This is a genomic window from Pseudomonas sp. WC2, assembly GCF_050586545.1.
Taxonomy (GTDB): domain Bacteria; phylum Pseudomonadota; class Gammaproteobacteria; order Pseudomonadales; family Pseudomonadaceae; genus Aquipseudomonas.
This window is the reverse complement of record NZ_JBOBDR010000020.1, coordinates 63,131-88,326: the sequence shown is the minus strand read 5'-3', so window position 1 is coordinate 88,326 and position 25,196 is coordinate 63,131. Positions and strand designations below refer to the sequence as shown.

Here is a 25,196-nt window from a genome sequence, read left to right as displayed (position 1 = left end):
TTACTCCGAATCTTCGCTGGAAAGGTCGAGGGCGATGTTCGCCGTGAGGTCTTTCGGGCAGTTGAGCGGTCGGATCTTGATGTAGATCTCAACCTTGGTTTTGCTGTGCCACACCAGGACGATGTCGCCGTCTTTGGGCGTTTCAATCTCGCCCGGGAACACCTCGCCGGCGAAGGTGGTGGACTTGGCCATCTGGCGCAGCGGCTTCATGAACGCGCTGATTGCAGCAGCCATGCTGTTGGGCGAGTTGTTCAAGCGACGATCACCCACACGGCGGATCAGCAGCGGACGAACTTGGCGAGCGGCCTTGTCGGCCAGGCGCAGGTACTCGACCACCTGAAAGTCACTGGCAGGCGCATCGAGCATGTTGCCGTCGCCCCAGAACACGCCTGGGTAATCGGCATAGGTTTGCGACACGGAGAAACGTGCGGCGTCCAGCTCGGCGCGAATGGCGGACGGCAACGGCACGCCTTCCTTGTCGACGGGAACGGGGCCCAGGCCCAGCAGAGCACCAGACGCCACGCGCATCGGACTATCGGCAATGCTCACGGCGGCGTTGGCCAGTCGGCCAGCCAGCACGCCCAGGTCATTGCCGTGCAACTGCGGCACGACCAGGACACGCGGCGCAGCCAGATCGGCGGTGATCGCTTTCTGCTCGGTCAGGTATTCCGCCCAGGTCTGCTGCACAGTGATGCCGGCACTTGCCGCCATGACAAAAGCGCGACGGCCAAAGGTGTTGTTCAGTGCGATCGCCGCGTCATGCATCACTGACAGTTCATTGCCGGCATCCACTGGGGTAGTAATCACCACCGCCTCGACGGAAAAGCCTTTTTGCTGGGCGATGGTCAGTGCTTCGGACCAGCTCCCATCGGCCGCGATCGGCGCAGCCAGGCACGCCCAGCGATCGCCGCCGTTGAGACGTGCGGCCGTGATCTGAGTTTTCAGGTCACTGGCCGGAATACCCAGCGAACCGTCGAGGTCGCTGTCGGTGTTGAGGGCGAGCAACTGGCCGACGTTTTTGGCGGCGGTGCCGATGAAAAGGAAATAGCGTTCGATCTCAGTCACGGCACCCTGGCCGAGATTGAGGTTGTTAACGCTGACTTTGCCGAGTGCCATGCAGTGCCTCGCTAGCGGGGTGAATTAAGGATTTGTTGGAGCACCTGGTTCAGCAGCAAGCCAGTGTCTCGTTCGGTGCTGACGCCGATGAACTGGCGCTTGGGCAGGGTGATTTCCCAGCTCTGCGCACCGCTGCTCTCGGCTTTTTCATCGTCCAAGATGCGGATCAGCAGCCCCGCCTTGGCGTAGTTCACATGCTCTTGAATCCAAGCCACGGACGGCCTGGTCAGCGACTTTTTGCCCTCCTGACGGACCTTGAAGCCCAAGCGACGCAGGCGCTTTGCCTGTTTCTCGGTCGCTGCCAAACCTTCGGGAACCTTGTTCCACCGCTTCATCTGAGCGGCGGTCCGGCGTTCGCTGACACCGTTGTGTTGCTGCGCCGCGACCCAACTGGTCAGGGCGTTTTTCCAGCCCAGCACGGCCTCGTCGGGGCTGACACGGGTGACCTGCATCAGCTTGGCCAGCCCCGCTTCCATCTTCTTTTTGCCCTTGCCGGTGCCCTTACGCGCCTCGAACGGTGAACCGTCCAGGTTCTGCTGGTCGCGCACCCGCTTGCGGCTCATCGATCGCACGCGTTTGGAGACGTTGTTCAGCAAACGCCGGCGCAGTTGCGGCGGCAGACTCAGCAGCGCCAGTTGCTCGCGCACGCCCAGGTAACCCCGGGCATCGAGTTCGAAGGTGCTACGTCCGGCCACGGCTCGACACCTCGCCGTGTTCGGCAACCCACAGGTCAAACGGGATGAACGACCAGGCCGTGCCGAAAGCTTCGATCTCGCCCTCCGGATCCTCGGCCAGGTACTGCGGCTCTACGAACTCGAGGGTGATGTCGACGTCGGCCAGGTCGTTGTCGAGCATGGTGATATCGAACTTCGCCGCCGGCAGTTCGTCGCGGTCCTGGTCGTTGCTCTCGAGCCAACTGCCCACCAACGCCATCAGCCGCCCCGGGTGATCGGCGAAACGCTCCAGCGCGATCGTGGCGCTGTAGCGCATGTCACCCATGCGCATGCCGCCGACGTCGGGCTTCCAGATCAGCTCGAGATTCACCTGGTTAGTCCAGCTGTCGAGCTGCTCGAACTCGACCAGGCGGCGCTCGATCAGGTACGTGGTCAGGGCGCGGAGCTTGATCACAGCAGCACCGCCGTGATGCGGCCGCGACCCTGCAGCGATCGGACGGCCTGCTGGCTGAACTCGAGGAAGGTTTCCTTGCGCTCGGGGGCTTCCTTGCCCAGGTTCTCCGCGCTTTCGCGACGGATGATCGAGGCGAATTCCGGCAGCAGGCTGGCCTTCGCACGGCAATACACGGCGCGCTTGTACGTCTCAGCTTGAAAGGTGCGCTCCGGCAGGACGGTGGTGTCTGCAGATTCAACGCGTGACACTCCAGCGCCCTGCCAGCGCGCTTTTAAACTGGCCAGATCACTGTTGACCTGCGCCATGGCCGTAGCCAGGTTGATGAGCAGCATCTCTACCAGGTGCTCCGCCGGCAGGCGGTAACCCTTCTGAAACTCGGTCACGGAGAGGTCCGGCCAGAAGCCGTCGTTCTCGATCGCTTGTTCCACAAAGGTGGTGGGTTTCCCGGAAAAGCTCATTGCTGGCCACTCGAATAGGGCGGGAAGCCTGTTTTCAGTGGGACGGTCCATAAATGGGCGGCTCACTTCCACAGGTTCCCGCTGGGGGGGGTAGTCGGTTATTTGGAAGCCGGGTTAGCGGCCACTTGTTTTTCCAAGGCCTTGCGGACCTTTTTGATGCGGGTGTCGTTGCCGGCTTTCGGGTACAGCTCGGTGGAGCGCTCCAAATGCTTGAGCGCGGTTTCCCACTGCTCAGCCTCCATAGCGCGCATGCCGATCAACTTGTGGTATTTGCTAGGGATCTGCTCAGGCAGGTCCCATTCACCGTCAACGCGGGGCAACAGGTCGGACAGGTAGGGCTCAGGACTTCGGCCGGCGTTGTATTCGTCGTACGCCCAATCGGCGATGGCATCCGCAACAAAGGTCTGGATGTCGCGGCGATTGAATCGCTCCGGCATCTTCTGGCCCTGCTCCATCAGAAAGTCGGCAAGCTCCAGTGCGTCTTCGAACTGGGCGGTATCGAACAGCCACACCATCACCTGCACCGCAACGCGATTGGTGAAGTTCAGCCCCGACTCGCAGTAGCGCTGCACGTATTCCTGGTACTTGGGCAGCAGCTCGTCGCGCTTGAGCAATTGGCGCCCTGCCAAAGCTCCCTTCATCGCGCTCAGGCGCGCCAGATCCTGATCCAACGACGCTTCCTGCAGCATCAGGTTCTTGCGAGCATTAGCCGGACTGCTCAGCGCGTCGGCCGGGGTGTACGGCATGGCCGCGCTCGACTGCGCTGCCGCGACAGCGGTCACGCCCATGGCCAAGGTGCGGCGCTTGTGCGCCAGGGCCAGGCTCACGCCAGCAGCTCCACGTTCTCGGTCAGCGCGATCTTTTCCAACTGCTCGATCACGTAACCTTCGTTGCGGCTGTTGTAGTCCTCGACGCGGGAGCGCTTCGGGTTGTCGACGGCCTGCTTGCGCCAGCTGGAGTCCTGGAAGTAGATCGACAGGTTGTCCCAGCTGGTGACCAACACGGCATTGACCGGGAAGTTCGGCACGCTGAACGAAGGCAGACCGCCGTAGGTTGCGATGACCTGCAGGTTTTCGATGCGCTCTTTTTCGGTCGGAGTGTCGCCCTGCTTGGTGTACAGCTTGGCCTTATCAGCTGCCAGCAGGTCGGAACCGATGATCGCCACCAGGTCGCCGTCTTCGCGCAGGATCTCGTCGACCATTTGCTTGGTGTCATGGACCAGGGCATCGAGGTTGGCGTAGTCGCCGCCGGCGCCGAGTGTCACCTTGCCCGCAGCGGCGCCTTCCTTGAGCACCTGCTGCGGGGCCTGCTCGCGCAGTTGCTGCAGCCAGCCCTTGTTCACGTCCTGCAGCTTTGGATTCGCAGCCAGATCGGTTTGGGTAGCCGCGTGCGTGCCGTGGAAGCCGATCACGATGCGGTCCTGGGCGATACGCTTTTGCACCGCGCCGGAATAGCGGTCCTGGAAGTCCGGAAACTTCGCCCAGGCGTCGATCTTCGCGTACGGCAGGCCCACGTCGGACTGCGTGTCGCTCAGTTCGTAGGTGGTGTTTTCCAGCGCCGAGGCATCCTTGGCTTCGCGATCGGTGGTCTTAGTGTTGGTGCGGCCCGTCACCGGACCGTTGACACCAATGAACACCTTTTCGCCCTTGATCTCGCTAACCGGAACGACGTTGATGCGCTCAAGGAAGTCGGCCTTGGCGGTAATCGAGTCGTTCAGCTCTTGAGCGATCGACGGTTCAACGCTGAACGTCTTGCTGGCGCGCTCAATACCGTAGGTTTCGGCGATCGCTTCCTGCAGCGCGGCGTACTGCTTGGCGCCCTTGGCGCTCAATGGCTGGCCCATGTCAAAGCACCCGCTTTTTGGCAGTGGTCACTGGACCGGGGTTGCGTGGCAGCTGGCGGCCGGTCGTGGTGTTCTGCAGCGCGTTGAACTGCTTCTGCAGTGCGGCCATGCTGGCCAGCAGAGCTTTGTTCGTGGCGCCGCCGTTGCGACTGAACTCACGCTCCTCTTCGGCAGTGGTCACGATGCCGTCGACCGCCGCTTGCACGTCGTCGATCGGTGCGGCTTCAGGCTCAGGAGCCTCTTCCGCGACGGGCTCAATCACAGCCTGAATGCCAGCAGCGACAATCAGCAATTGAGCCAGCAGGGCTTTAAGGGCCGTTGCTGTAGCTTCATCCATTGGGGGTTTGCTCTCGGTTGGGGTGGTGGGTTCGGCAGGCGGTGCGTCCGCTGCAAAGCGCTTGAACAGGCCGGTGAGCAAGCCAATCAGCTTGCCCACTTCGCCTTGGGGTTCCTCTTCAAAGGAGCCCAATTCCACGGACGCGGCGTAGAAAGCGTCCTTGTGGGTTTTCTTCGAAAAATAGAGTTCCTGCGTGCCTAGGCTGGCGGGTTCATCAGTCACGCCCAGGCCGGTGAGGTACGCTTTGCCACTGCCGGCGAAGTTCGGGGTGATCTCGATGCTGGTGAACAGCTTCTGGCCCTGATCATTCAGGTACAGCAGTCGATCGTTGGGCTTGAGCTGGGCTTCCAGGGCAATTTGCCCTTCTTCCAAATCCTCGCCCTCTTCCACCAGGCGCACGGCGTAAACAGTGCCGTGGGAACCACTCCAACGTTCGTGGTCACACCAGATCACAGCCGTGTACTTGGACGGCCTGTAGGTTTCGGCGATATCGCGCAGTTCCTGGGGAAGGATCTCGCGACCATCGGCGGTGGTGCCGCTGGTGGCGACACGTTTCCAGAATGAAACAAGGGAACGGGGCATGGGCGATAACTGCGCTCAATCGGTGATTTGAGCCGCCAAGATATGGAGCAAAACGCCCCCTAACAAACGGTTCAATTGCGCGTTCCTCCTAGATTCAGGATCTAGGTAAATCGCAGAATTTAACCCCGCGTTTTCGCTGTTTTCGCCGCATAGACTGCGGCCCATGTACTACTCGACCGAAGTTAAAGAAGCCGCCAAACGCCTGTTTCTGCGCCGCTGTAAGGCCAAGGAAATTCAGGCGCAACTCAACCTGCCCAACATCCGGATCGTCTACTACTGGATCCGCCAGGGTGGATGGGAGGACATGCTGTCGGACGAGGAACCGCTGACCGCTGTTGGTCGGCGTATCACCTTGCTGCTGGACAAGGTCGGCAGCCTTTCCAAGGACGATCTAAACGAACTCGACCGGCTGACCGCCGTGCGCGAACGACTGCTAAAGCAAGCGGCTAAACCTGCGCTGGCGGCGGCATCGATCGGAGATGATCCGGGCGATTCCTCGGAACCTCGCCAGCGCCCGCGTAGCGATCGCTCCGGTCGTGGCGAAGGCGGCGGCAAGAAGAAAGAGAAGAAGGCCAAGAACGACATCAGCGGTCTCACCGAAGTCGACTTCCTGGATAAGTTCATCAGCAAAATGTACCGCTACCAGCAGGAGCTGTTCGCGGCCAAACAGAACCCGCTGACTTGCCGGATCCGCAACATCCTCAAAAGTCGTCAGGTCGGCCTGACCTACTACTTCGCCGGCGAAGCGTTCATGGACGCGGTGTTGAGTGGCGACAACCAGGTGTTTCTGTCTGCCAGCCGATCGCAGTCCGAGATCCTCCGCAGCTACATCATCCAGTTCGCCAAGCAGTGGTTCGACATTGAGCTGACCGGCAACCCGATCGTGCTGAGCAACGGCGCCGAACTGCGTTTTCTCAGCACCAACAGCAGCACCGCCCAGGGCTACCACGGTCACGTCTACGTCGACGAATATTTCTGGATCCGCGACTTCGAAAAACTCAGCACCGTGGCCAGCGCCATGGGCACCCACAAGAAATGGCGTAAGACCTATTTCTCGACGCCCAGCGCGGTGTCGCATCAGGCCTACCCGTTCTGGACCGGCGAAGAATTCCGCAACAGCAAGCGCGGAAAAAAGGCCGGCGGCACCTGGCCGATCGAGGCCGCGTACACCCAAGGTGCACTGTGTCCGGACGGCCAATGGCGCAAGACCATCACTATTCAGGATGCGATCGACGGCGGCTGCGATCTGTTCGACCTCGAGCAGCTGCAGCTGGAGTACGACGAGGACAAGTTTCAGCAGCTCTTCTACTGCAAGTTTATCGACAGCACACAGAGCGCGTTCGGCCTCAAGGATCTGGAGCGGTGCTATTCCGACCTGTCATTGTGGGAGGACTACAAGCCCGACGAGGAACGACCGTTTGGCAACAGCCCGGTCTGGCTGGGCTACGACCCGAGCCGGACTCGCGACGACGCGACGTGCGTTGTCATCGCCCCGCCGCTGGAGCCTGGCGCGAAGTTCCGGATCTTGGAAAAGCACAGTTGGCGTGGCCACTCGTTCACCTACCAGGCCGCCCAGGTCAAGAAGCTGACCGAGCGCTTCAACGTCCAGCACATCGGTATCGATGTCACCGGCGTGGGTTACGGCGTGTTCGACCTGGTGCGCGACTTCTACGCCAAAGCGACGCCGATTCATTACAGCCTTGAGGCGAAGAACGCCCTGGTGCTCAAAGCCCAGGACACGATCCAAGGCAGCCGCATCGAGTGGGATGCCGGATGGACCGACATCGCCCAGGCGTTCCTGACCATCAAACGCGGCACAACCAACAGCGGCCAAGTCACCTACAGCGCTTCGCGCACCGACGCGACCGGCCACGCCGACATCGCTTGGGCGGTCATGCACGCCCTGGCCAACGAACCTTTGAACACCAACAAGCGGCGTCGTAGCCGCTACGTCACGAGTGGAAACAATGCCCAATCCTCGACACAAAAAGCGCCAGGTCAAACAACAGGCACGACAGCAGCAACCGATGCGGGCGTTTACGTTCGGCGAACCAGAACAGGTACTGTCGGGCAACATCGGAGAATACCTGGGCGTGTTCCTCAGCGACGACGGCGAGATCTACAAGCCGCCAGTGTCACGTCCCGGCTTGGCCAAACTGTTGCGCGCCAACGCGCACCACGGCGCAATCCCGAAGTTCAAACGCAACTTGCTGCTGCGTGAGCTGGTTCCCTCGGCCGGCTGTAGCGCTCGCACAATGGGCTGCGCGGGGCTGGACTACATGGTGTTCGGCGAAGCCTTCTTCTATCGCGACACCAACGCCTTCGGCCAAGTCCTGGAGCTGCAGCATCTGGCGTCGATCAACATGCGGGTGAAGGTCGACGGCGGTTTCCGGATGCTGCTGCCGGACAACAAATTCATGGACTTCGACCAGGACGAGATCGAGCACGTCCTCGACTATGACGTGGAACAGAACATTTACGGAGTGCCAGACTACCTAGGCGGCATGCAGGCGCTGCTGCTGAACGAAGCCGCGACCTTGTTCCGCCGTCGCTACTACAGCAACGGCGCCCACGCCGGTTACATCTTCTACACCAACGACCCGGACCTGACCGAGGAGGACGAAGACAACCTGCGCGCGCAGATCAGCTCCAGCAAGGGTGTGGGCAACTTCCGATCGATGTTCGTCAACATCCCGAACGGCAAAGAGAACGCGATCCAGATCATCCCTGTGGGGGACTTCCAAGCCAAAGACGAGCTGGAGAAGGTGAAGAACATCACCCGCAATGACGTGATCGCCGCTTGGCGTATGAACCCCGCGCTCGCCGGCATCATTCCGGAAAACAGCGGGGGTTTTGGCGACATCGAAAAGATTGACCGGGTGTACACCAGCAACGAGATCAGGCCGATCTGCCAGCTGTTCAACCAAATCAACGACACCTTAAGGCCAGACAGGCGAATCAACTGGAGAGAGGTCGATATACCAGTTGATCCAACTGGAGTCGGTGCCTAGCTAAGAGATTGCCACTACAAATTGTGGCAATATGGTGGCGATTGGCTGCCCTGGGGAGGGACACAATGCGAGTTGAATGCAAATGCGGACACAGAGGACGGATCGCTTCGAGGGAGAAGCTATCGACGGAGTTTGCGAAGCTGTACTGCCAGTGCCTGGACGCAAAGTGCGGGCACACCTGGGTCGCGAATCTGACGTTTTCGCACACGTTGAGCCCATCGGCTCAGTCCTTCGAAAGGATGTTGTTCGACCATTTGCGGGATATGCCCAGGGCGAAACAGCGGGAGCTGTTTGAACAACTGGGATCGCAGGCGGTGGCGTGATTTGCAAACCGCCGACTCATATGTGTCGGCGATCGTATCTAACGATTCAATTAACAGCGATCAGCTTGCTTCCAGTTCCTCTGGAATTGTCGCCAGTGCTTCGGTAAGACGCCGTAGTTGCTTTCGATCTTCTTCGGTCAACTGGCGATATAGCCCGACTAAACGACGTTCGATTTTCGAGAGGGCGTGCCATTCAAACTCAAGGGTTTGTACATAACCGTTATCGACTTTTGCGCGATCCAACATGCTCACTACTCCATATAAGTGCATTGCTGAATCGACGTTATCGGGGACTGGTAAGGGCTTTAAAACCGAGGGGCGACGAATGCATTACATACTTTGTTACAAGTTAATTCGAGTTTTTTGCAACGTCGTCTGCGATCGCCTGCAGAAATCGGCGCACAGATTTTTGGTCTTCTTGGGGAATGCTGCGATAGCGCTTCACCATCACCTCCTCGTCTTCGCTCAACCCCCCGACGGGAGAAGGGGTTCGGACCCCTGTGACGACATAGAGGATGTCGAGGCCCACGGCATGCAAGGCCTTTAAATAGCCAGTATCCGGGCGGCGCTCATCTCGTTCGTAGCTGCCCTGAGTGTTCCGGGTTACGCCGCCAATCTGAGCCATTTCTTCTTGTTTAAGGCCCAATCGAACCCTTTCTTCGCGCAAGCATTCGCCCGCACTCAACTCCGAGATCTCACTCGATGACAACTTTTTCAAACTTTAGCCCCTTTACAGGACAAATAAACTGGTCATAATCAGCGCCGTACGAACACGAACCCACACAAACGCACACGAGCGAACACTATGCCCGCCACCCTTACACCCGAGCAAGCCCGCGAGGCCTTGGATCACAAAGGAATGAGCATTGCGGAGTTTTGTCGGATCCACACGCTGAATAAGAATTTGGTCAGCGACCTTTTGAACGGTCGTAAAAAAGGTCGCCGTGGGGAGGCACATCGCGCCGCGGTGTTGCTGGGTATCAAAGACGGCGTGATCGAACAGTAATGGCACCGGGCTATAGGAAAAAGCAGAACATGAAAAGCACAGTTCTAAAAACTCGGCGTCAGGTAGTCAGCGCAATTATTTGCGCTTATCCCGGCGGACGCGAATGCGCCGCCGCTCGCATCGGCCTATCGCTTAAAAAGTTCGACAACCACGCCTATGAAAACAACAACTGCCGCCCACTGACCGACGCACAGATCCACCAGCTCGAGCTGGAGACCGGGACGACCTTTCTATCCGAGTACATCGCAGCAATGTACGGCGGGATTTTCGTCCCAGTGGTGGAGCCAGATCCGTTGGACAACGTCGAAATGTACGCCCGTTGCGTCCAGGCCTCAGCCAAGAAAGGCACCGTCGACCACCTCATTGAGGAAGCTTTGAAGGACGGGATCATCAGCGAGGCCGAGGCTGAAGCGATCCTTCACGCGGACTCACTGCACCTCGCAGCCAGACACGCCGAAGTTCTGGCGGTCATCCAACTGCACGCGTCTAAGTCGGGGAAAGCCAAATGACTGCCATGCCCGAAGTGAACGAATACCAGGACACGCTGCAGCGCTCCGCACTGTTGTTTCTTGAGCGTCACCAGTCCGAACATCTGAGCGACGATCAGCAGCTGTTCAGCCGAGCCGTCCAACACCTGGTTGCGGACTACGACGTACAGACGCAGATCGCGGAAAGGATCGTTCACCTGGCCAACAGCTCCATGGTTGCCGTGCGCGATCGGCAGCGCCTGAACATCCAGAGCAGCACGTCGACCCACACCGTCATCGTTGACCCAGTCACCGGCAGTCAATGGGCCGTGCCGGTCAGCCTGATCTACGAGCGAATCATCAACGCGCCAGACATTGGCCGTTTCCGCTTAGCCAACTCGTAACACCAACCCCCAACGAACGCCTGCCCCGCACCCTGTGGGTTTGGGTGAGCTGCGCCTGAAATCGAGGTTTCAAGATGGGAAACGCTGTGATTCTGACCACCCAATTGCCAGCTGCAGAAGCCGAAGCGCTTCTGGCTGTGATGCGTGAGCAGTACCGCTTGAGCCTCAACGACTACTGGTACGCGGATGAATACCGTTATGTCCCACAAGAAAAACGGCACAGCTCGATTCTGGAAAGAACTCCGGTGATGGCTGCGCAGAAACGCCTGATGGCAGCCCTCTCCCTCAGCCTCAAAGCAGTGAAGTAATCATGAAAGAAGATCTTCGCCACGACGTGTTGCAACGCCTCCAATCCGACTTCGGATTGAAGCACCGCACGGGCACCGACTACATGCGCGGCGGCACCTGCCCCAAGTGCAAGAAAAAGGAGCTGTATTCCCGTTTCGATACGCCTTGGATGGTGATCTGTGGTCGCCCGGAAAAATGCGGCCACACGCTGCACGTGAAAGAGCTGTACGACGATCTGTTTGAAGACTGGAGCAAGCGTGCGCCAGCAACCGACCAGCATCCCAACGCCACCGCCCGGGCCTACTTGGAATATGCCCGAGGCTTTCGGTTTGAGTTGATTCAGGGCTGGTTCACGCAAGAAAGTTTCTATTCCCCTGAACACAACGCCGGCAGCGCCACGGTGCGTTTCGCTCTGGAAAAAGGCGGATGGTGGGAACGTCTGATCGATCAGCCGCACCGCTTTGGCAAGATGAAGGCGCGCTTCAAATCCAAGGACAGCTACCGCGGCGTCTGGTGGTGCCCCCCCTGCGTCGACCTGCTCGAGGTCAAGGAAATCTGGATCGTCGAAGGCATCTTTGATGCCATCGCCTTGGTGCACAACGACATCGCAGCGGTATCGGCCATGTCGTCCAATGCATTCCCGGGGGACTCGCTGAAGGCGCTGATCAAAATCCGTGAGGGCGGCAAGCTGCCCAAGCTGGTGTGGGCGTTGGATAACGAGCCGAGCGCCAACGCCTACACCCGTCGTTGGGTACGCGAAGCCCGCGCCCTGGGTTTCATCTGCGAATCCGCGCAGATCTCCCAGCGCGACGGGCGCAAGGCTGATTGGAACGATCTGCATCAGCGCTGGAGCTTCATCCAGGACGATGCTAAGCGTGCCGAACAGATCGCCACCGACCTCAAGCAGGCGCGGCATCTGGGCGCCCTGCTGCTGGCAGACAGTGCGGCTGAAAAAGCCTTGCTCATGTACGACTGGAACAAACGCGGTGAATTTCACTTGGGCTTCGGCAGCCGCCTGTATTGGTTCAAGCTGGACATGGAGAAATTCAACCGGGCCATGTCCGACATCGAGGATAGCGACAACCACGACGACCAGTTGCTCAACCAGGGGCAGCAGCGCGAAAAGGCGCTGCAGCAATCCGGCAGTGTCGTTGAGATTGCCAACTGCTACCCGCAAGCCCTGTACTTCCAGCGTAACGAGGTGACGGACGAGTCCTGGTATTACCTGCGCGTGGACTTCCCGCACGATTCGGAAAGCGTCAAAAACACCTTCACCAGCGGCCAGTTGTCAGCGGCCAGCGAATTCAAAAAGCGCCTGCTCGGCATGGCGGCCGGGGCCATGTTTACCGGCAGCGGCCAGCAGCTCGACAAGCTGATGAAGGATCAACTGTTCGGCATCAAAACCGTGTCGACGATCGACTACGTGGGCTACAGCAAGGAATACGCCTGCTACGTCTACGGCGACATCGCGATCAAGGACGGCAGCACCTACAAGGTCAACAGCGAGGACTATTTCGAGTTCGGCAAGCTGCGCCTGAAAACCCTGCAGAAAGGTGTGCCGATCAAGCTGCAACGTGACGGCAAGGACTTCAACGAGCAGTGGGTAAAGCTGCTGTGGACCTGCTTCGGCGCCCAGGGCTTCGTCGCTCTGGTGTTCTTTTTTGGCTCGCTGTTCTGCGAACAGATCCGCGCGCGTTACCAGTCGTTTCCGTTTCTGGAAGCCACCTGTGAAGCCGGCGCCGGTAAGACCACCCTGCTCAACCTGCTGTGGAAACTGCTCGGCCGCGAGGGTTACGAAGGGTTCGACCCGATGAAGTCGACCAAGGCGGGTCGCTCGCGCCTGATGGGTCAGGTCTCCGGCATGCCGGTGGTGTTCCTCGAGGCCGATCGCCACAGTGACGATCGGGCACACGCGAAAACCTTCGAATGGGACGAGCTCAAAGACTTCTACGGCGGCGGCACCCTGGCCACCAAAGGCGTCAAGACGGCTGGCAACGAGACCTACGAACCACCCTTTCGCGGAACGATTGCCATCAGCCAGAACGCCGCTGTAGTGGCCCACGAAGCGATCATGACGCGCATCGTAAAGCTGCACTTTGTGCGTCCGACCGTCACCCCGGAAAGCCGTGCGGCCGCTGATCAGTTGAACGCGCTGGATGGCGGCACCCTCAGTCATTTTCTGCTGAAAGCGGTGGGCAAAGAATCCGCCGTGCTCGATCTGTTCGCCCAGCGCATGCCGGAACATGAAGCCAAGCTGCGCCGCCTGCACACCCATTGTTTTGCCTGCAGCACGGCTTATATCAGCGACCAGGGTAACTGCAGCAGCTGCGGTTATGACCTGCGCGGCTACATCCGTGTCGAGCGCATCAGCAAGAACCACGCACAACTGCTCTCGCTGCTGGACGGCCTGCGCTTGGTCCTGAAACTGAGTGATCCGCAAGTCGCCGCCACGCAGCGGCAGATCGTGCGCATGGCCATCGAGCGTCAGGCGTCGATCAGTTCCGATCACCCGGCCGTGGCCGAGTTTTGGGAGGTCTACGACTACCTCGAATCCCTCAGTGAGGATCCGGTGGTCGACCACAGCAGTGACCCGGCCGTGATCGCCATCAACCTCAACGAATTCTGCGAACGCGCCGCCGAACACAAACAGAAGCTGGCCGACGTGGCCACGTTGCGCAACCTGCTCAAGGAGTCGCGCTCGCGCAAATTCCTCGACAGCAACAAGGCTGTGCACAGCGCCGTGCGCGCCGCGTTCAACCACCGTAACCCTGTTTCACAACCCCGACCGACCACGGTCAAGTGCTGGACATTCAAGGCGTAAAGGAGAGCAAGACCGATGCAGATCCAAGTGTTGATGGGCAATGCCGGCGACGGCAAAACCAGCAAGCTCCAATGGGTGCAAAGCCGTATGGAATTTACTGGGCAAAGCGCGCCGATCATTCAGGCCGGTGCTTACGGGGAGGAAGGTTTGCTGCAGATTCTGGAAGTGCGGGCAGCCGCTGGCCAGCGCGAGATCCTCGTGGACAACTGCAGCAGGCAACAGATCTTGCGGGTACTGGAATGGCAATCATGTGTTGAGCATGAGCCGGATTTTGACGGCCTGGTGATCCACCTGGCACGAAAGGACTGAGCTTAAAAACAGTGCCGAGGAGTTGCAGCTCCTCGACACCCCACCACTTACGAGGACCATACCATGCAAGCACAGAACCCCAGCAGCAGCGGCACGAAGGCTACCACACCGGCGCGGCACCTGGTGGCGACCGCGATCATCGGTGCCGCCGTCATCGGCTACCTGGTGCATAAAACCCCTGAAGCTCGAACGCGCCTGGAAAGCCTCAGCCAGATGGCCAGCACCCTGGGCGACCTGAGCGAAACGGATGTCGCCGTGATCAGCCAACTGCTGGCCACCCCGGCCACTCGGGGAGCGTCCCGCCATGACCAATGACCCTGCCGCAACACCGGTGCGCCGCTTTCCCTGGAACATGGATCACACCAGCGTGTGCGACCAGTGTGGCAAGTGGCGCGCCCAGGGCAATCACCAGGCCTGCAGCCGGCGGCGTCAGCTGTTGAATGCCCACCTGCGCCGGCACAAGCCCAAACCATAAGCCGCGTCCACCAGAAGACGCGCTTGCAGATACTTGGCCCGGAAACGGGCCTTTTTGTTTCCGATCGTCAGACTGTCGAAATACGAGTACAGCTTTAGGGGTTTACATGAGTGGGGTCGAAGCTCGCGGCAAGTCCGTGAGAATCTATTTTCAATACAAAGGGGAGAAATGCCGGGAAACGGTCCCGGGCGCCAACACACCGGCTACCGTGGCCCAGGCCAAACGCCTGGCCGACATCATTGAATACGAGATCCAGACTGGCACCTTTGATTACGCCCGGCACTTTCCAAACTCGCCGCGACTGGTGGAAAACACCTTTGGCCATTACCTAGACCTGTGGTTGAAGATCAAGGCCAACAGCGTCGCGGCCTCAAGCTACCGGGGTTACGCCAACAAGGCCGAAGTGCATGTGCGGCCACGCTGGGGCAAGGTGCAGATCAACCAGATCGATCACCTCGACCTGCAGGTCTGGATTCAGGACACGCTGTCGAAGACCCTGAAGAACAAGACTATCCGCGACATCATCAGCAACGTGCGCCAAGTGTTTCGCTTGTACCGCACGCGGATGAAGGTCGCGCACGACCCGACCGAAGGGTTGATGGTGCGCCTGCCCGATCCGGAAGCCCCGGACCCGTTCACCCGGGCGGAAATCAAACAGATCCTCGACACGCCCACCCACCGCACCCACGAACTGCTGATGGTCCAGTTCATGTTATGGGCCGGCCCGCGTGTGTCCGAGACGATCGCCTTGGCTTGGGAGGACGTCGACCTGGCTCAGGGCACAGTAACCTTTCGCCGCTCCAAGGTGCGCGGCGCGTACCGGGTGACGAAAACCCGCCGATCGATGCGGCGGGTGCGGCTGCTGGCTCCGGCGTGGGACGCCCTGCGTAAGATCGATGCGCTGACGCGCAAACGCAAGGCGGAAACCGTGGAGATCGTCGAGCGGGACAACAAGACGGTGCGGCCACACAAGCTGCACTTTGTGTTCCTCAACAGCAAAAGCGGCTTGCCGCACGCCAATGACTTCGTGGTGCGCGATCGTTTCTTCAAGGCGCACCTGCTCGCCGCCGGCGTTCGTTACCGCGGACCCGGGCAATGCCGGCATACCTACGCCAGTCAGCTGCTGACCACCGGCGTGGCGTCGATCGACTGGATTGCTGAGCAGATGGGTCACACCAATGGCAACATGATCCGTCAGCACTACGGCACATGGATCAATGAAGACGGACCAGATGTGGTGGGGATGCTGCAAATGGCTTTGAACCTGTCACCGGTCACCGCTCTACACTGAACCCACTGAGGCCACCGCTTTCGGCGAAGCCAGGAGGTCATGTAATAGTGGTCCAGTCCAGGGGATACTGGTTTCCAAGCCCGCAAAAAAAGGCCCCCACACCTGGGCGAGGTGTGGGGGCCGATTGAACATAGGCTGGAATTCTGCCTGCCTATCATGGACCGTCACGCCAAGATCGGCCACTAGCTACTATTGATAAATGATGAGCTATGGGTTGAAAGCATTAGACTCGCTATGTTTATAACAATGGCGAAGCGAACAATAAAAAATCAACCTTCCTAAGCGTAATCTGCAACAAGTCGACTGCGACATGCATCAAAAAAAGGCACGGCAGGTAGTGCCGCATAATAAGATGTTTTCAGCGTGTGGCCAAAATTTGGCCACTGATTCTTGAGAGCTTGAACTCTTTGCTCATAATCAGAGTGCAGAGCTGTAATTCGCACTATCTCTGCATCCCGGATTTCTAGGGATGTTTTTTCCAGAGACCCCACCAAGCCCTCATATACACAATGGCCCTTCACGAAAAGATACGCGTTCTTATTCGAATAACCGTCAACAAAAACAGCCGCCCGAAACTTGTCATATTCCGATTTCTTTCCACTCGAGACAAAAAGGCTTTCAAGTCGCTTATTAAGCTTCGCGAGAGACATCGTGATTTTTGAAAACTCAGGGCAAGACGTCAACGCTCGCTGGCAATCTAGCTTAACTAGTGACTCAAGCAATTTATTAAATTTAATTTTAAACTCATTACGCACTTTACGACAGTACAGTACCACATCGTAAAACGCCAAACCTAAAACTATGTCTGAAACAAGACTGGAAACTTCAGCAAGTAAAGTTGAAGGCTTGCTCAACAAACCCGCGACTGATGCACCTGTCACGCTTTCGAACACTCTATCTAATAAGGAACCAGTTAAAAACACATTATCGATTGCGTATACTTTTGTAAGGTAAACAAAATCTCTTTCTTGCTTCTGAGATGAGAAACCACCGATAAACCCTTTTAAATAACTATCATCACTATCCAAACAAAAAATCTGCGACTTGCCTAAGACAATTACGCCATCCCTTTCCATCTTAAAAAGCCTGTCGCAACCTGTTGAAACTTTTCCGTCAGGCGCAGTTATTTGGTCTGGGGTCTTTGGAAAGAATTTATACTTTGAAGAGATAGGCAGGTGAGCAAGCCAAAACCGTTTATCATCGAAAGCCTCCACCCATATATCTACATGAATAACACTCGAACCATCAATGTTGAAAAACTTGGTTTTTTCTAAATCTGCACTAGTAAATGAGAATCCTACATCCTTGTTCGTGGCCTTCATAATCAACCCCGCCTAGACGTAGCGCAGCTAAAATTAACCATATTTACAACTTGTTCACAATCGGTATTCATGACCATAAAAGGGGAGTGAGTCGAAATTACGAACTGCGAATTTGGAGCAAGTTTTGTAAGTGCAGGAATTAGCATCCGCTGCCACTCCACATGCAAGGAAAGATCAGGCTCATCAAACAGAAAAATAGCACTATCACTATAAAGATGTACAATCAACAACAATGCAAGCAGCGTTTTTTCACCTCTTGAGAAATAGATCCAAGGAATCTCCTGCCCATTATCGAGATGCATCACCGCATGCGTATTTGTCCATCTCAATTTACGATTCGTGAGTGCAAAAAATTTATTAAGCTCGATAAACACCTCTGTACTTTCTAAAGCACTCAAGGTATTTTCAAGAACAAGGGGATCCAGCTTACTCTTCACATACTTACGAGCACTTTCCTCATCCTCTTTCCCCCCGCTCTTTTCCTCGAACTCCTTAAGTAACGAGTATACCTTACTGAAGACATCTGGATTCTCTACCTGCCTCACCGCAAGCTCGAAGAACAACGTGTACAGAGTTTGATTTATACCCGAACTTCGATTCATTACTTCTTCTGATACTTCACGCTTATAGTTGAAGTAAATTTCCGAATCGATAAAAGCAACAGCCTCAGTTTTATCGCCAAAATCTTCTATTGACTGTTTATTTTTTGGCGATAAGGCCACACAACCAAAAGTTCGATCCTCTTTTTCACTTTTTGATTTGAAGCTACCAGTCGGCTTATACTTACTAACTATATCTTGAACTCGATTATAAGCATGCTCAATGGTGTCAGCACCTGTAAACTCCTCCTCAATTAAGTTTTTCATTTCTGTTGGAGAGTAGGTGTGCGCATTCATCTTCAATGCTCGAAGCTTTATCTCCTTCTCGAAAACAAGCTCAACAATCCAATCATAGCTGGTTACATTATGGCTTTCGTCTCGAAGAAGCGACAGAGCTTCAAGAATCACACCGATGGTTCTACTTTTCCCAGAGCCATTATATCCGGTCAATATCAGAACATTTTTTCCAGGCTCAATAGCTAATTCAATATTAGTACCTAATATCGGCGTATTGAATAGAGAGATGCTGGTAATTTTTTTCAATTTTCATTCCCGAAATCTGAATCAGCTCACAATCGGCAAGCGTTTGTGTAAAGGCATTTGTTGATAATAGCGAATGACCATCCGAATATCACCCAGAAATCCTTCCAGAGGAAGCCTGGTGAGTTTTTATAGCGTCGTTAAAAAATGACGGAGTGCCCCAGCTGACATTGGTTGTCACTCGTGACTCTCTGTGGCTACAGTTTTTAGAGAGCTATGTCGAGTATCTGCTTTGTCTTGTTGACCGATCGATGTCTGGCTGGGCAATTTCCCTAGGACTGCCGCAATCGCATAATCGCATCCGTAATCGCTTTTGCGTTTGTGTCTAGGGTCTCCATAGCCACAATGGCGTTATCTGCAACGACCGCTTCGCCCTTCCTTGAAAGCCATCTGGTGATCTCCTCAATCGCCGCCGCCAATGCATGCTGGTTGTGCAGAAGCAATGTCAGCGCATCCGCTGTGACGATGTTGGAGGCAGAGTTATTCGGCATGTTATCCATCCTGGACGTGAGGGGTTTGCGAAGCCTAGCTCATGCGGCCGAGTAGGGCGGCCCAGATATTCACAGCCAAGCTCCTTTTCGCACCAGAACAGTGCGCCAGTCCCATATCAGTCCCATGGGGCCATTTTTCAGACAGCAAAAACCACAAACCCCCGACTTTCTCTAGGAAAATCAGGGGCTTGCGTTTTCAGAATATGGCGGTGAAGGAGAGATTCGAACTCTCGATACAGTTTCCTGTATACACACTTTCCAGGCGTGCTCCTTAAGCCACTCGGACACTTCACCGTAACTCTTCAAACATGTTCTGTCTGTCGAGGCGCGCTAATGTAGTCGAAAGCTTTTCCGATGGCAAACTTTTTTTCAGAATTTTCATGCGGTTAAGAGAAAAAGCCATTAGCTCTGTCGGCGGGCCATGGCAAACCGGCCAATCTTCGGTTTCGGCCAGCCTTCTATATAGAAGCAGAACGGCGGGCCATGGCGCATGCGCCGGGAATCGGTGACCGGTGAGTCAGTCACGGCGCTTTACCTGGCCTGCGGTGGTGGGTAACGTCTGCCCATCTTTCTTACAAGGAATAGCGTCATGAGTGAGCTGATTACCTACCACCTCGAAGACGGTATCGCGACCCTGACCTTGAGCAATGGCAAGGTCAACGCCATTTCCCCTGACGTGATTGCGGCGTTTAACGCGGCGCTGGATCAGGCGGTGACTGATCGTGCCATCGTGATCATTACCGGCCAGCCAGGGATTCTGTCCGGCGGCTACGACCTGAAAGTGATGACGGCTGGCCCTAAAGAAGCCGTGGCACTGGTGACGGCGGGTTCGACCCTGGCCCGTCGTCTGCTTTCTCACCCTTTCCCGGTGATCGTCGCTTGCCCGGGTCACGCTGTGGCCAAGGGTGCCTTTCTTCTGTTGTCCGCCGACTATCGCATCGGCGTCGATGGCCCGTTCAGCATTGGTCTGAACGAAGTGCAGATTGGCATGACCATGCATCACGCCGGTATCGAACTGGCCCGTGATCGCCTGCGTCGCTCGGCGTTCCACCGTTCGGTGATCAATGGCGAGATGTTTGACCCGAAAAGCGCTGTGGACGCTGGCTTCCTCGACAAGGTGGTGTCTGCCGAGGAGCTGCAAGGCGCCGCACTCGCCGCTGCGCGTCAGTTGAAGAAGATCAACATGCTCGCGCACAAAAACACCAAACTGAAGGTGCGCAAGGCGCTGCTGGAAACCCTGGACAGTGCGATTGTTCAGGATCAGGAGCACCTGGGTTAACCCCAAACGCCTGCAGCGAAGAATAGCCCGACCATCGAGTCGGGCTTTTTCGTATCTGCTCGGTTGAAAACGCTGTGGCGGCTCTAGGACGGGTCTGACAAGCCACTCTGAAACATACGCTTAAACATCGCCTATCTCCGCACTCTATAGCGGCAATTGCCGAAAACAGTGCACATCCGTACACTGCGCCACCTTTTGTCCCGGTGGGGCCTGAAAATGCTGTTTGTGTTTCGTATGTTATTGATGGGCCTGCACTTTATTCTGGCGGGTGTGCTTGGGGTGATCCTCGGCATCTGCCGGCCGTTTAATCCGGACAACAGCCGTTTATGCGCCCGCCTCTACGCCTTGCCGGCGATGTGTATTTTGCGTTTACGCGTGAAGTCCGACGTCAGCGGTTTGATGAACAAACCCGCCAGCTGCGTGATCATCGCCAACCATCAATCCAACTACGATCTGTTTGTGTTCGGCAACGTTGTGCCACGCCGCACCGTGTGCATCGGCAAGAAAAGCCTGAAGTGGGTGCCGTTGTTCGGCCAATTGTTCTGGCTGGCAGGCAATGTTCTGATCGACCGAGGCAATGCGCACAAGGCGCGCCAGTCGATGCTCACCACCACCAATACCCTGCAAAACGAAGACACCTCGATATGGGTGTTCCCGGAAGGTACGCGCAACCTCGGTGAAGACCTGCTGCCGTTTAAAAAAGGCGCGTTCCAGATGGCTATTGCCGCCGGGGTGCCGATTGTTCCGGTTTGCGTCAGCAGCTACATCAAGCACATGCGGCTGAACCGCTGGCAAAGCGGGAAAATCCTCATACGCTCGCTGCCGGCAATTCCTACAGCCGGGTTGACCATGGATGACATGCCCATGCTCATCGATCAGTGCCGCGAGCAGATGCGCGAATGCATCGAATCGATGGATCGGCAGCTGCAAGCCGCCTGAAAATGAAACCCGCCCTGAGCGGGTTTTCTTTTGCCGGAACTGTGCAGATTTCACTGACTCTCAAGCAACGACACGGCTAAGCTGAAGCCTTGCATTCCCTGCCATCTGCCAAGAAGAAGTGAATCACCACCATGGGTCGAGTTGTTGCTGCTGCGGTGTACAGCGCGGGTAAGAAAGTCACCAATATTTCCCTTGATGAAGGCGCGGCCTGGGCCGCAAAAACTGGCCATTTTGTCTGGATCGGCCTGGAAGAGCCGGACGCGCAGGAACTGACAAACCTGCAACGTCAGTTCAACCTGCACGAACTGGCGATTGAAGATGCCCTGGAAAAGCACAGCCGACCCAAGCTGGAAACCTTTGGCGACGCTTTGTTTATCGTTACCTACTCGCCCATCCGTGAAAACGGCGTTCTGCAGTTCATCGAAACGCACATCTTCGCCGGCAAGGGCTACATCATTACCGCGCGCAATGGCCACTCGGCGTCCTACGCGCATGTCCGCCAACGGTGTGAGGCACGTCCGCTGTTGCTGGAGCACGGGGAAGATTTCGTACTGTATGCGCTGCTGGATTTCGTCATCGAGAACTACCAGCCCGTCGGTGAGGCGATCCATGCCGAGATCGATGAACTCGAACGCAACGTGCTGTGTAGCGCATTAAACGAGCGTGACATTCAGAAGCTGCACGGCTTGCGTCGCGATGTCGTGCGGCTGCGCCGGTACGCGGCACCAATGGTGGAGATCGGCGAGGAACTGCAGAAGCTGAGCTTCCCGTTTATCGACAAAAACATGCGTCCGTACTTCCGTGATGTGCAGATCCATGTCACGCGGCAGATGGAAGACCTCAGCACGCTGGCTGACATTGCTAGCCAGACCATTGAGATTGGTGTGTTGCTTGAGGCATCACGGCAGAGTGTCGTCCAGCGCAAGTTTGCCGCGTGGGCAGCAATTTTGGCGTTTCCGACGGCGGTAGCGGGGATTTACGGGATGAATTTCCAGAACATGCCGGAGTTGAGTTGGCATTACGGCTATTTCGCCGTGCTGGGGTTTATTACGGTGGGGTGTGTGAGTTTGTGGGCGAGTTTCAAGAGGTCGGGGTGGTTGTAGCGCAGACCGCGTTGGCTGGGAAAATCGCTAGCAGGGCTAGCTCCCACAGGGATCTGTGCAAGAGCGCAGATCTAATGCGGGAGCCATATTTAAGGCTTCAGACGGTTTCTGGCTTGTGCGCGACGAAGCGCATCATCCATTCCGCGACCGTGGCGCCATGGTGTTCCTGCTCCAGGCTGGCCACGCCTTTGCTGTAGATCTGCGACCCCAACGCTTCCTGACGCAAATCCAGCAGCGCCCGCGAGTAATCGTGGATGAATTCCGGATGTCCCTGGAAGCACAGCACTTGATCGTTGATGTGATACGCGGCAAACGGGCAGAAATCGCTGGACGCGATGACGGTGGCGTTTTCCGGTAGCGACGTCACCTGATCCTGATGGCTGATCAGCAGCGTCAATTCTTCACGCACCGGACTCATCCACGGCGCCTTGGCCGCCAGTTTGTAGTTGTGGGTGCCAACACCCCAGCCCTGCGTCGCACGTTCACTCTTGCCACCGAGCAGCAATGCGAGCAGTTGATGACCGAAACACACGCCGAGCAGTTTGTCGCCGCGCTCATAGCGGGTCAGCAGGTATTCCTTGAGGGTCTGGATCCACGGATCAGTGCCGAACGAATCGGCCTTGCTGCCGGTGACCAGGTACGCATCGAAGGTTTGATCGTCGCTCGGATATTCGCCCTGCATCACGTTGTACACAGTGAACTCAGCGGCAATCGGTTGCTGCGAGAACAGGCGCTGGAACATCTTCCCGTAACCCTGATATTGATCGACCAGTTCTGGACGCAGGATGTCGGTTTCCAGAATGCAGATGCGTAGCGACATAAAAAATACCTGACACGTGATGGGAATAATGAACACCCCAGAGCCTGCCTCGAAACACCCTGGCAAGGCAAGCCCCGGAATGCGCCTCCCGTTAGAACAGTTCAGCTTTCGCCGCTTTATCCAGCAGCAGCGCGGGCGGCGCGAAACGCTCGCCATACTGCTCGGCCAGATACTGCGCACGAGCGACGAAATCATTCACCCCATACTGGTTGATGAACTGCAGCGCACCACCGGTCCACGCGGCAAAACCGATACCGAAGATCGATCCGACGTTGGCGTCCGCTGTCGAGGTCAGCACGCCCTCCTCCACACAGCGCACGGTTTCGATGGCCTGCACGAACAGCAGACGATCACGCACATCCTTCGGCGAAATTTGCCCATCGGCCTTCTCGAAACGCGTCTTCAGTTCGGGCCACAAATGCTTCTGACCACCCGCCGGGTAATCATAGAAACCGCCGCCTGCGGCCTTGCCCGGACGCTTGTATTCGTTGAGCAGCAAGTCAATCACGGCGAAGGCCGGATGCTCAATCAGCGGTTTCCCTTCTGCCTGTAGGTCCTTGGCGGTTTGCTGACGGATATGGCTCATGAGGCTGAGGGAAACTTCGTCAGAGATCGCCAGAGGCCCGACCGGCATACCAGCCTTGCGTGCTTCAGTCTCGATCATCGGCGCGCTCACGCCTTCGCCGAGCATGGCGATGCCTTCATTGGTGAACGTGCCGAAAACCCGCGAGGTGAAGAAACCGCGACTGTCGTTGACCACGATCGGGGTTTTCTTGATTTGCAGAACGAAATCAAAACCACGGGCGAGGGTTTCATCGCTTGTTTGCGCGCCTTTGATGATCTCCACCAGCGGCATTTTCTCCACCGGGCTGAAGAAATGCAGGCCAATGAATTTGCTTTGATCCGGTACGGCGCTTGCCAGACCGGTGATTGGCAAGGTCGACGTGTTGGACGCGATCACCGCATCGGCGCCGACCACCTTCTGCGCCGCTGCCGAGACTCTGGCTTTGAGATCACGATCTTCAAACACCGCTTCGATGATCAGATCGCAACCGGCCAGATCCGCATCGCTCTCGGACGGCGTGATCCGCGCCAACACCGTCTCACGCTGTGAGACTGTCATTTGGCCACGGGCAACTTTCTTGTCGAGCAACGCCGCAGAATGCGCTTTGCCCTTCTCGGCCGCCGCCAGATTGATGTCCTTGAGCACCACCTCGATCCCCGCCGAAGCGCTGACAAACGCAATCCCCGCGCCCATCATCCCCGCACCCAGCACGCCGACCTTCTGGGTTCTATACGGCGCAAAACCCTGCGGTCGCGAGCCACCCGCATTGATTTCATTGAGCTGAAACCAAAAGGTGCCGATCAGGTTTTTCGAGATTTGTCCGGTGGTCAGTTCGGTGAAGTAACGGGTTTCGATGAGATGCGCGGTGTCGAAATCGACCTGTGCACCCTCCACTGCCGCACACAGAATCTTCTCCGGCGCGGGCAGCGTGCCTTGAGTTTTGTTGCGCAGGATCGAAGGCGCAATCGCCAGCATTTGCGCAACTTTCGGATTCGACGGCGTACCGCCAGGAATCTGATAGCCCTTCACATCCCAGCGCTGCACGGCCGTCGGATTGGCAACGATCCAGGCGCGGGCCTTGGCCAGCAGTTCATCGCGATCAGCCGCCAGCTCATCGATCAAACCGGCCTGCAATGCCTGTTGCGGGCGCACTTTCTTGCCTTCGAGCAGATACGGCAATGCCTTCTCGATACCGAGCATGCGCACCATGCGCACCACCCCGCCGCCGCCCGGCAGCAGGCCTAGGGTCACTTCTGGCAGGCCGAGTTGCACCGACGCATCATCCAGCGCCACGCGATGATGGCAGGCCAGACAAATTTCCCAACCGCCGCCCAGCGCCGCTCCGTTGATCGCCGCCACCACCGGTTTGCCGAGGGTTTCCAGGGTGCGCAGTTGGCCTTTGAGCGTCAGCACCATGTCGTAGAAAGCTTTGGCTTCAGGCTTGCCGACGTTGATCAGCTCGTTAAGGTCGCCGCCAGCGAAGAAGGTTTTCTTGGCCGAGGTAATGATGACGCCTGCAAGCGTGTCTTTGTCAGCGACCAGACGGGCGACGCACGCGGCCATCGCCTCGCGGTACACGGCGTTCATGGTGTTGGCGCTCTGGCCCGGCATGTCGATGGTCAGCACGACGATGCCGTCCTGGCCTTTTTCGTAACGAATGGCTTCGCTCATAACAAGGT

Annotated in this window: 30 protein-coding genes and 1 tRNA gene; 15 read left to right on the top strand and 16 right to left on the bottom strand. The window is 57.2% G+C overall.

The window, feature by feature from the left end:
* The 7 genes from ACQ4OE_RS22285 to ACQ4OE_RS22255 form a co-directional block, all read right to left on the bottom strand.
* Entirely contained in the window at positions 1 to 1,116 is a 1,116-nt protein-coding gene (locus ACQ4OE_RS22285; protein ID WP_430947928.1) for a DUF2586 domain-containing protein, read from the bottom strand.
* 11 nt (positions 1,117 to 1,127) lie between these two features.
* Entirely contained in the window at positions 1,128 to 1,811 is a 684-nt protein-coding gene (locus ACQ4OE_RS22280) for a virion morphogenesis protein (protein ID WP_430947927.1), read from the bottom strand.
* Positions 1,798 to 2,244 (bottom strand): phage tail protein, encoded by a 447-nt coding sequence (locus tag ACQ4OE_RS22275; protein ID WP_430947926.1) that lies wholly within the window; start codon positions 2,242 to 2,244, stop codon positions 1,798 to 1,800. Before ACQ4OE_RS22275 ends, ACQ4OE_RS22280 begins: the two co-directional genes overlap by 14 nt.
* Positions 2,241 to 2,702 carry a head completion/stabilization protein gene (locus ACQ4OE_RS22270; protein WP_430947947.1) on the bottom strand — a complete coding sequence of 154 codons (462 nt, stop codon included), beginning with the start codon at positions 2,700 to 2,702 and terminating at the stop codon, positions 2,241 to 2,243. Before ACQ4OE_RS22270 ends, ACQ4OE_RS22275 begins: the two co-directional genes overlap by 4 nt.
* Positions 2,703 to 2,800: 98 nt before the next feature.
* Positions 2,801 to 3,529, bottom strand: coding sequence for a phage terminase small subunit (gene gpM, locus ACQ4OE_RS22265; protein ID WP_430947925.1), 729 nt, complete (start codon positions 3,527 to 3,529; stop codon positions 2,801 to 2,803).
* A complete protein-coding gene (locus tag ACQ4OE_RS22260; protein WP_430947924.1) occupies positions 3,526 to 4,545 on the bottom strand; it encodes a phage major capsid protein, P2 family in 1,020 nt (339 codons plus the stop codon). Before ACQ4OE_RS22260 ends, gpM begins: the two co-directional genes overlap by 4 nt.
* 1 nt (position 4,546) lies before the next feature.
* The gene (locus ACQ4OE_RS22255; RefSeq protein WP_430947923.1) at positions 4,547 to 5,464 is read right to left on the bottom strand and encodes a GPO family capsid scaffolding protein; all 918 of its coding nucleotides are present in this window, start codon (positions 5,462 to 5,464) and stop codon (positions 4,547 to 4,549) included.
* A 163-nt stretch (positions 5,465 to 5,627) separates the two neighbouring features.
* Between ACQ4OE_RS22255 and ACQ4OE_RS22250 the strand changes: the two genes are divergently transcribed.
* From ACQ4OE_RS22250 to ACQ4OE_RS22240, 3 genes are all read left to right on the top strand, one after another.
* Positions 5,628 to 7,685: a terminase large subunit domain-containing protein gene (locus tag ACQ4OE_RS22250; protein WP_430947922.1), complete on the top strand. Its 2,058-nt coding sequence runs from the start codon at positions 5,628 to 5,630 to the stop codon at positions 7,683 to 7,685.
* A complete protein-coding gene (locus tag ACQ4OE_RS22245; RefSeq protein WP_430947946.1) occupies positions 7,624 to 8,475 on the top strand; it encodes a phage portal protein in 852 nt (283 codons plus the stop codon). The genes ACQ4OE_RS22250 and ACQ4OE_RS22245 overlap by 62 nt, the downstream gene beginning before the upstream one ends.
* Positions 8,476 to 8,540: 65 nt before the next feature.
* Positions 8,541 to 8,798, top strand: a complete 258-nt coding sequence (locus tag ACQ4OE_RS22240; protein ID WP_008084736.1) for an ogr/Delta-like zinc finger family protein — start codon at positions 8,541 to 8,543, stop codon at positions 8,796 to 8,798.
* A gap of 60 nt (positions 8,799 to 8,858) precedes the next feature.
* Here the strand turns inward: ACQ4OE_RS22240 and ACQ4OE_RS22235 are convergent, their stop codons facing one another.
* Together ACQ4OE_RS22235 and ACQ4OE_RS22230 are read right to left on the bottom strand one after the other, a co-directional pair.
* Positions 8,859 to 9,044 (bottom strand): hypothetical protein, encoded by a 186-nt coding sequence (locus ACQ4OE_RS22235; protein WP_430947921.1) that lies wholly within the window; start codon positions 9,042 to 9,044, stop codon positions 8,859 to 8,861.
* Between the two features lie 103 nt (positions 9,045 to 9,147).
* Positions 9,148 to 9,516: a helix-turn-helix domain-containing protein gene (locus ACQ4OE_RS22230; protein WP_430947920.1), complete on the bottom strand. Its 369-nt coding sequence runs from the start codon at positions 9,514 to 9,516 to the stop codon at positions 9,148 to 9,150.
* Between the two features lie 87 nt (positions 9,517 to 9,603).
* Between ACQ4OE_RS22230 and ACQ4OE_RS22225 the strand changes: the two genes are divergently transcribed.
* The 9 genes from ACQ4OE_RS22225 to ACQ4OE_RS22185 all read left to right on the top strand — a co-directional run bounded on the left by ACQ4OE_RS22225 (position 9,604) and on the right by ACQ4OE_RS22185 (position 15,859).
* Positions 9,604 to 9,804: a DNA-binding protein gene (locus ACQ4OE_RS22225; RefSeq protein WP_160054840.1), complete on the top strand. Its 201-nt coding sequence runs from the start codon at positions 9,604 to 9,606 to the stop codon at positions 9,802 to 9,804.
* Positions 9,805 to 9,833: 29 nt separating this feature from the next.
* Positions 9,834 to 10,313, top strand: a complete 480-nt coding sequence (locus ACQ4OE_RS22220; RefSeq protein WP_430947919.1) for a YmfL family putative regulatory protein — start codon at positions 9,834 to 9,836, stop codon at positions 10,311 to 10,313.
* Positions 10,310 to 10,675, top strand: a complete 366-nt coding sequence (locus ACQ4OE_RS22215; protein WP_430947918.1) for a hypothetical protein — start codon at positions 10,310 to 10,312, stop codon at positions 10,673 to 10,675. The genes ACQ4OE_RS22220 and ACQ4OE_RS22215 overlap by 4 nt, the downstream gene beginning before the upstream one ends.
* Positions 10,676 to 10,749: 74 nt before the next feature.
* The gene (locus ACQ4OE_RS22210) at positions 10,750 to 10,983 is read left to right on the top strand and encodes a hypothetical protein (RefSeq protein ID WP_150730524.1); all 234 of its coding nucleotides are present in this window, start codon (positions 10,750 to 10,752) and stop codon (positions 10,981 to 10,983) included.
* A 2-nt stretch (positions 10,984 to 10,985) separates the two neighbouring features.
* Positions 10,986 to 13,784: a toprim domain-containing protein gene (locus tag ACQ4OE_RS22205; protein WP_430947917.1), complete on the top strand. Its 2,799-nt coding sequence runs from the start codon at positions 10,986 to 10,988 to the stop codon at positions 13,782 to 13,784.
* Positions 13,785 to 13,799: 15 nt separating this feature from the next.
* Positions 13,800 to 14,093 carry a hypothetical protein gene (locus tag ACQ4OE_RS22200; RefSeq protein WP_430947916.1) on the top strand — a complete coding sequence of 98 codons (294 nt, stop codon included), beginning with the start codon at positions 13,800 to 13,802 and terminating at the stop codon, positions 14,091 to 14,093.
* A 63-nt stretch (positions 14,094 to 14,156) separates the two neighbouring features.
* Positions 14,157 to 14,408, top strand: coding sequence for a hypothetical protein (locus ACQ4OE_RS22195; protein WP_180699815.1), 252 nt, complete (start codon positions 14,157 to 14,159; stop codon positions 14,406 to 14,408).
* On the top strand, positions 14,398 to 14,568 hold the full coding sequence (locus ACQ4OE_RS22190) for a hypothetical protein (RefSeq protein WP_177413148.1): 171 nt from the start codon (positions 14,398 to 14,400) through the stop codon (positions 14,566 to 14,568). Before ACQ4OE_RS22195 ends, ACQ4OE_RS22190 begins: the two co-directional genes overlap by 11 nt.
* 106 nt (positions 14,569 to 14,674) lie before the next feature.
* Entirely contained in the window at positions 14,675 to 15,859 is a 1,185-nt protein-coding gene (locus tag ACQ4OE_RS22185; protein WP_430947915.1) for an Arm DNA-binding domain-containing protein, read from the top strand.
* A 278-nt stretch (positions 15,860 to 16,137) separates the two neighbouring features.
* On the opposite strand, the gene ACQ4OE_RS22180 is transcribed toward ACQ4OE_RS22185, so the two are convergent.
* The 5 genes from ACQ4OE_RS22180 to ACQ4OE_RS22160 form a co-directional block, all read right to left on the bottom strand.
* Complete coding sequence (locus ACQ4OE_RS22180) at positions 16,138 to 17,181, bottom strand: DUF4435 domain-containing protein (protein WP_430947914.1); 1,044 nt, start codon at positions 17,179 to 17,181, stop codon at positions 16,138 to 16,140.
* A 2-nt stretch (positions 17,182 to 17,183) separates the two neighbouring features.
* Positions 17,184 to 18,323, bottom strand: coding sequence for an AAA family ATPase (locus ACQ4OE_RS22175; protein ID WP_430947913.1), 1,140 nt, complete (start codon positions 18,321 to 18,323; stop codon positions 17,184 to 17,186).
* 269 nt (positions 18,324 to 18,592) lie between these two features.
* On the bottom strand, positions 18,593 to 18,811 hold the full coding sequence (locus tag ACQ4OE_RS22170) for a hypothetical protein (protein WP_430947912.1): 219 nt from the start codon (positions 18,809 to 18,811) through the stop codon (positions 18,593 to 18,595).
* A gap of 204 nt (positions 18,812 to 19,015) precedes the next feature.
* A tRNA-Ser gene (locus ACQ4OE_RS22165) sits at positions 19,016 to 19,105 on the bottom strand.
* Positions 19,106 to 19,213: 108 nt separating this feature from the next.
* Positions 19,214 to 19,336: a hypothetical protein gene (locus ACQ4OE_RS22160; RefSeq protein ID WP_430947911.1), complete on the bottom strand. Its 123-nt coding sequence runs from the start codon at positions 19,334 to 19,336 to the stop codon at positions 19,214 to 19,216.
* A 64-nt stretch (positions 19,337 to 19,400) separates the two neighbouring features.
* On the opposite strand from ACQ4OE_RS22160, the gene ACQ4OE_RS22155 reads away from it, so the two are divergent.
* The 3 genes from ACQ4OE_RS22155 to ACQ4OE_RS22145 all read left to right on the top strand — a co-directional run bounded on the left by ACQ4OE_RS22155 (position 19,401) and on the right by ACQ4OE_RS22145 (position 22,132).
* The gene (locus ACQ4OE_RS22155; protein ID WP_122594909.1) at positions 19,401 to 20,090 is read left to right on the top strand and encodes a crotonase/enoyl-CoA hydratase family protein; all 690 of its coding nucleotides are present in this window, start codon (positions 19,401 to 19,403) and stop codon (positions 20,088 to 20,090) included.
* Between the two features lie 216 nt (positions 20,091 to 20,306).
* A complete protein-coding gene (locus ACQ4OE_RS22150; RefSeq protein WP_122594910.1) occupies positions 20,307 to 21,029 on the top strand; it encodes a 1-acylglycerol-3-phosphate O-acyltransferase in 723 nt (240 codons plus the stop codon).
* A 131-nt stretch (positions 21,030 to 21,160) separates the two neighbouring features.
* The gene (locus ACQ4OE_RS22145; RefSeq protein ID WP_122594911.1) at positions 21,161 to 22,132 is read left to right on the top strand and encodes a magnesium and cobalt transport protein CorA; all 972 of its coding nucleotides are present in this window, start codon (positions 21,161 to 21,163) and stop codon (positions 22,130 to 22,132) included.
* Between the two features lie 97 nt (positions 22,133 to 22,229).
* On the opposite strand, the gene ACQ4OE_RS22140 is transcribed toward ACQ4OE_RS22145, so the two are convergent.
* Together ACQ4OE_RS22140 and ACQ4OE_RS22135 are read right to left on the bottom strand one after the other, a co-directional pair.
* Complete coding sequence (locus ACQ4OE_RS22140; RefSeq protein WP_430947910.1) at positions 22,230 to 22,952, bottom strand: amidotransferase; 723 nt, start codon at positions 22,950 to 22,952, stop codon at positions 22,230 to 22,232.
* Positions 22,953 to 23,043: 91 nt separating this feature from the next.
* Complete coding sequence (locus ACQ4OE_RS22135; RefSeq protein WP_430947909.1) at positions 23,044 to 25,188, bottom strand: 3-hydroxyacyl-CoA dehydrogenase NAD-binding domain-containing protein; 2,145 nt, start codon at positions 25,186 to 25,188, stop codon at positions 23,044 to 23,046.
* Positions 25,189 to 25,196: the final 8 nt, after the last annotated feature.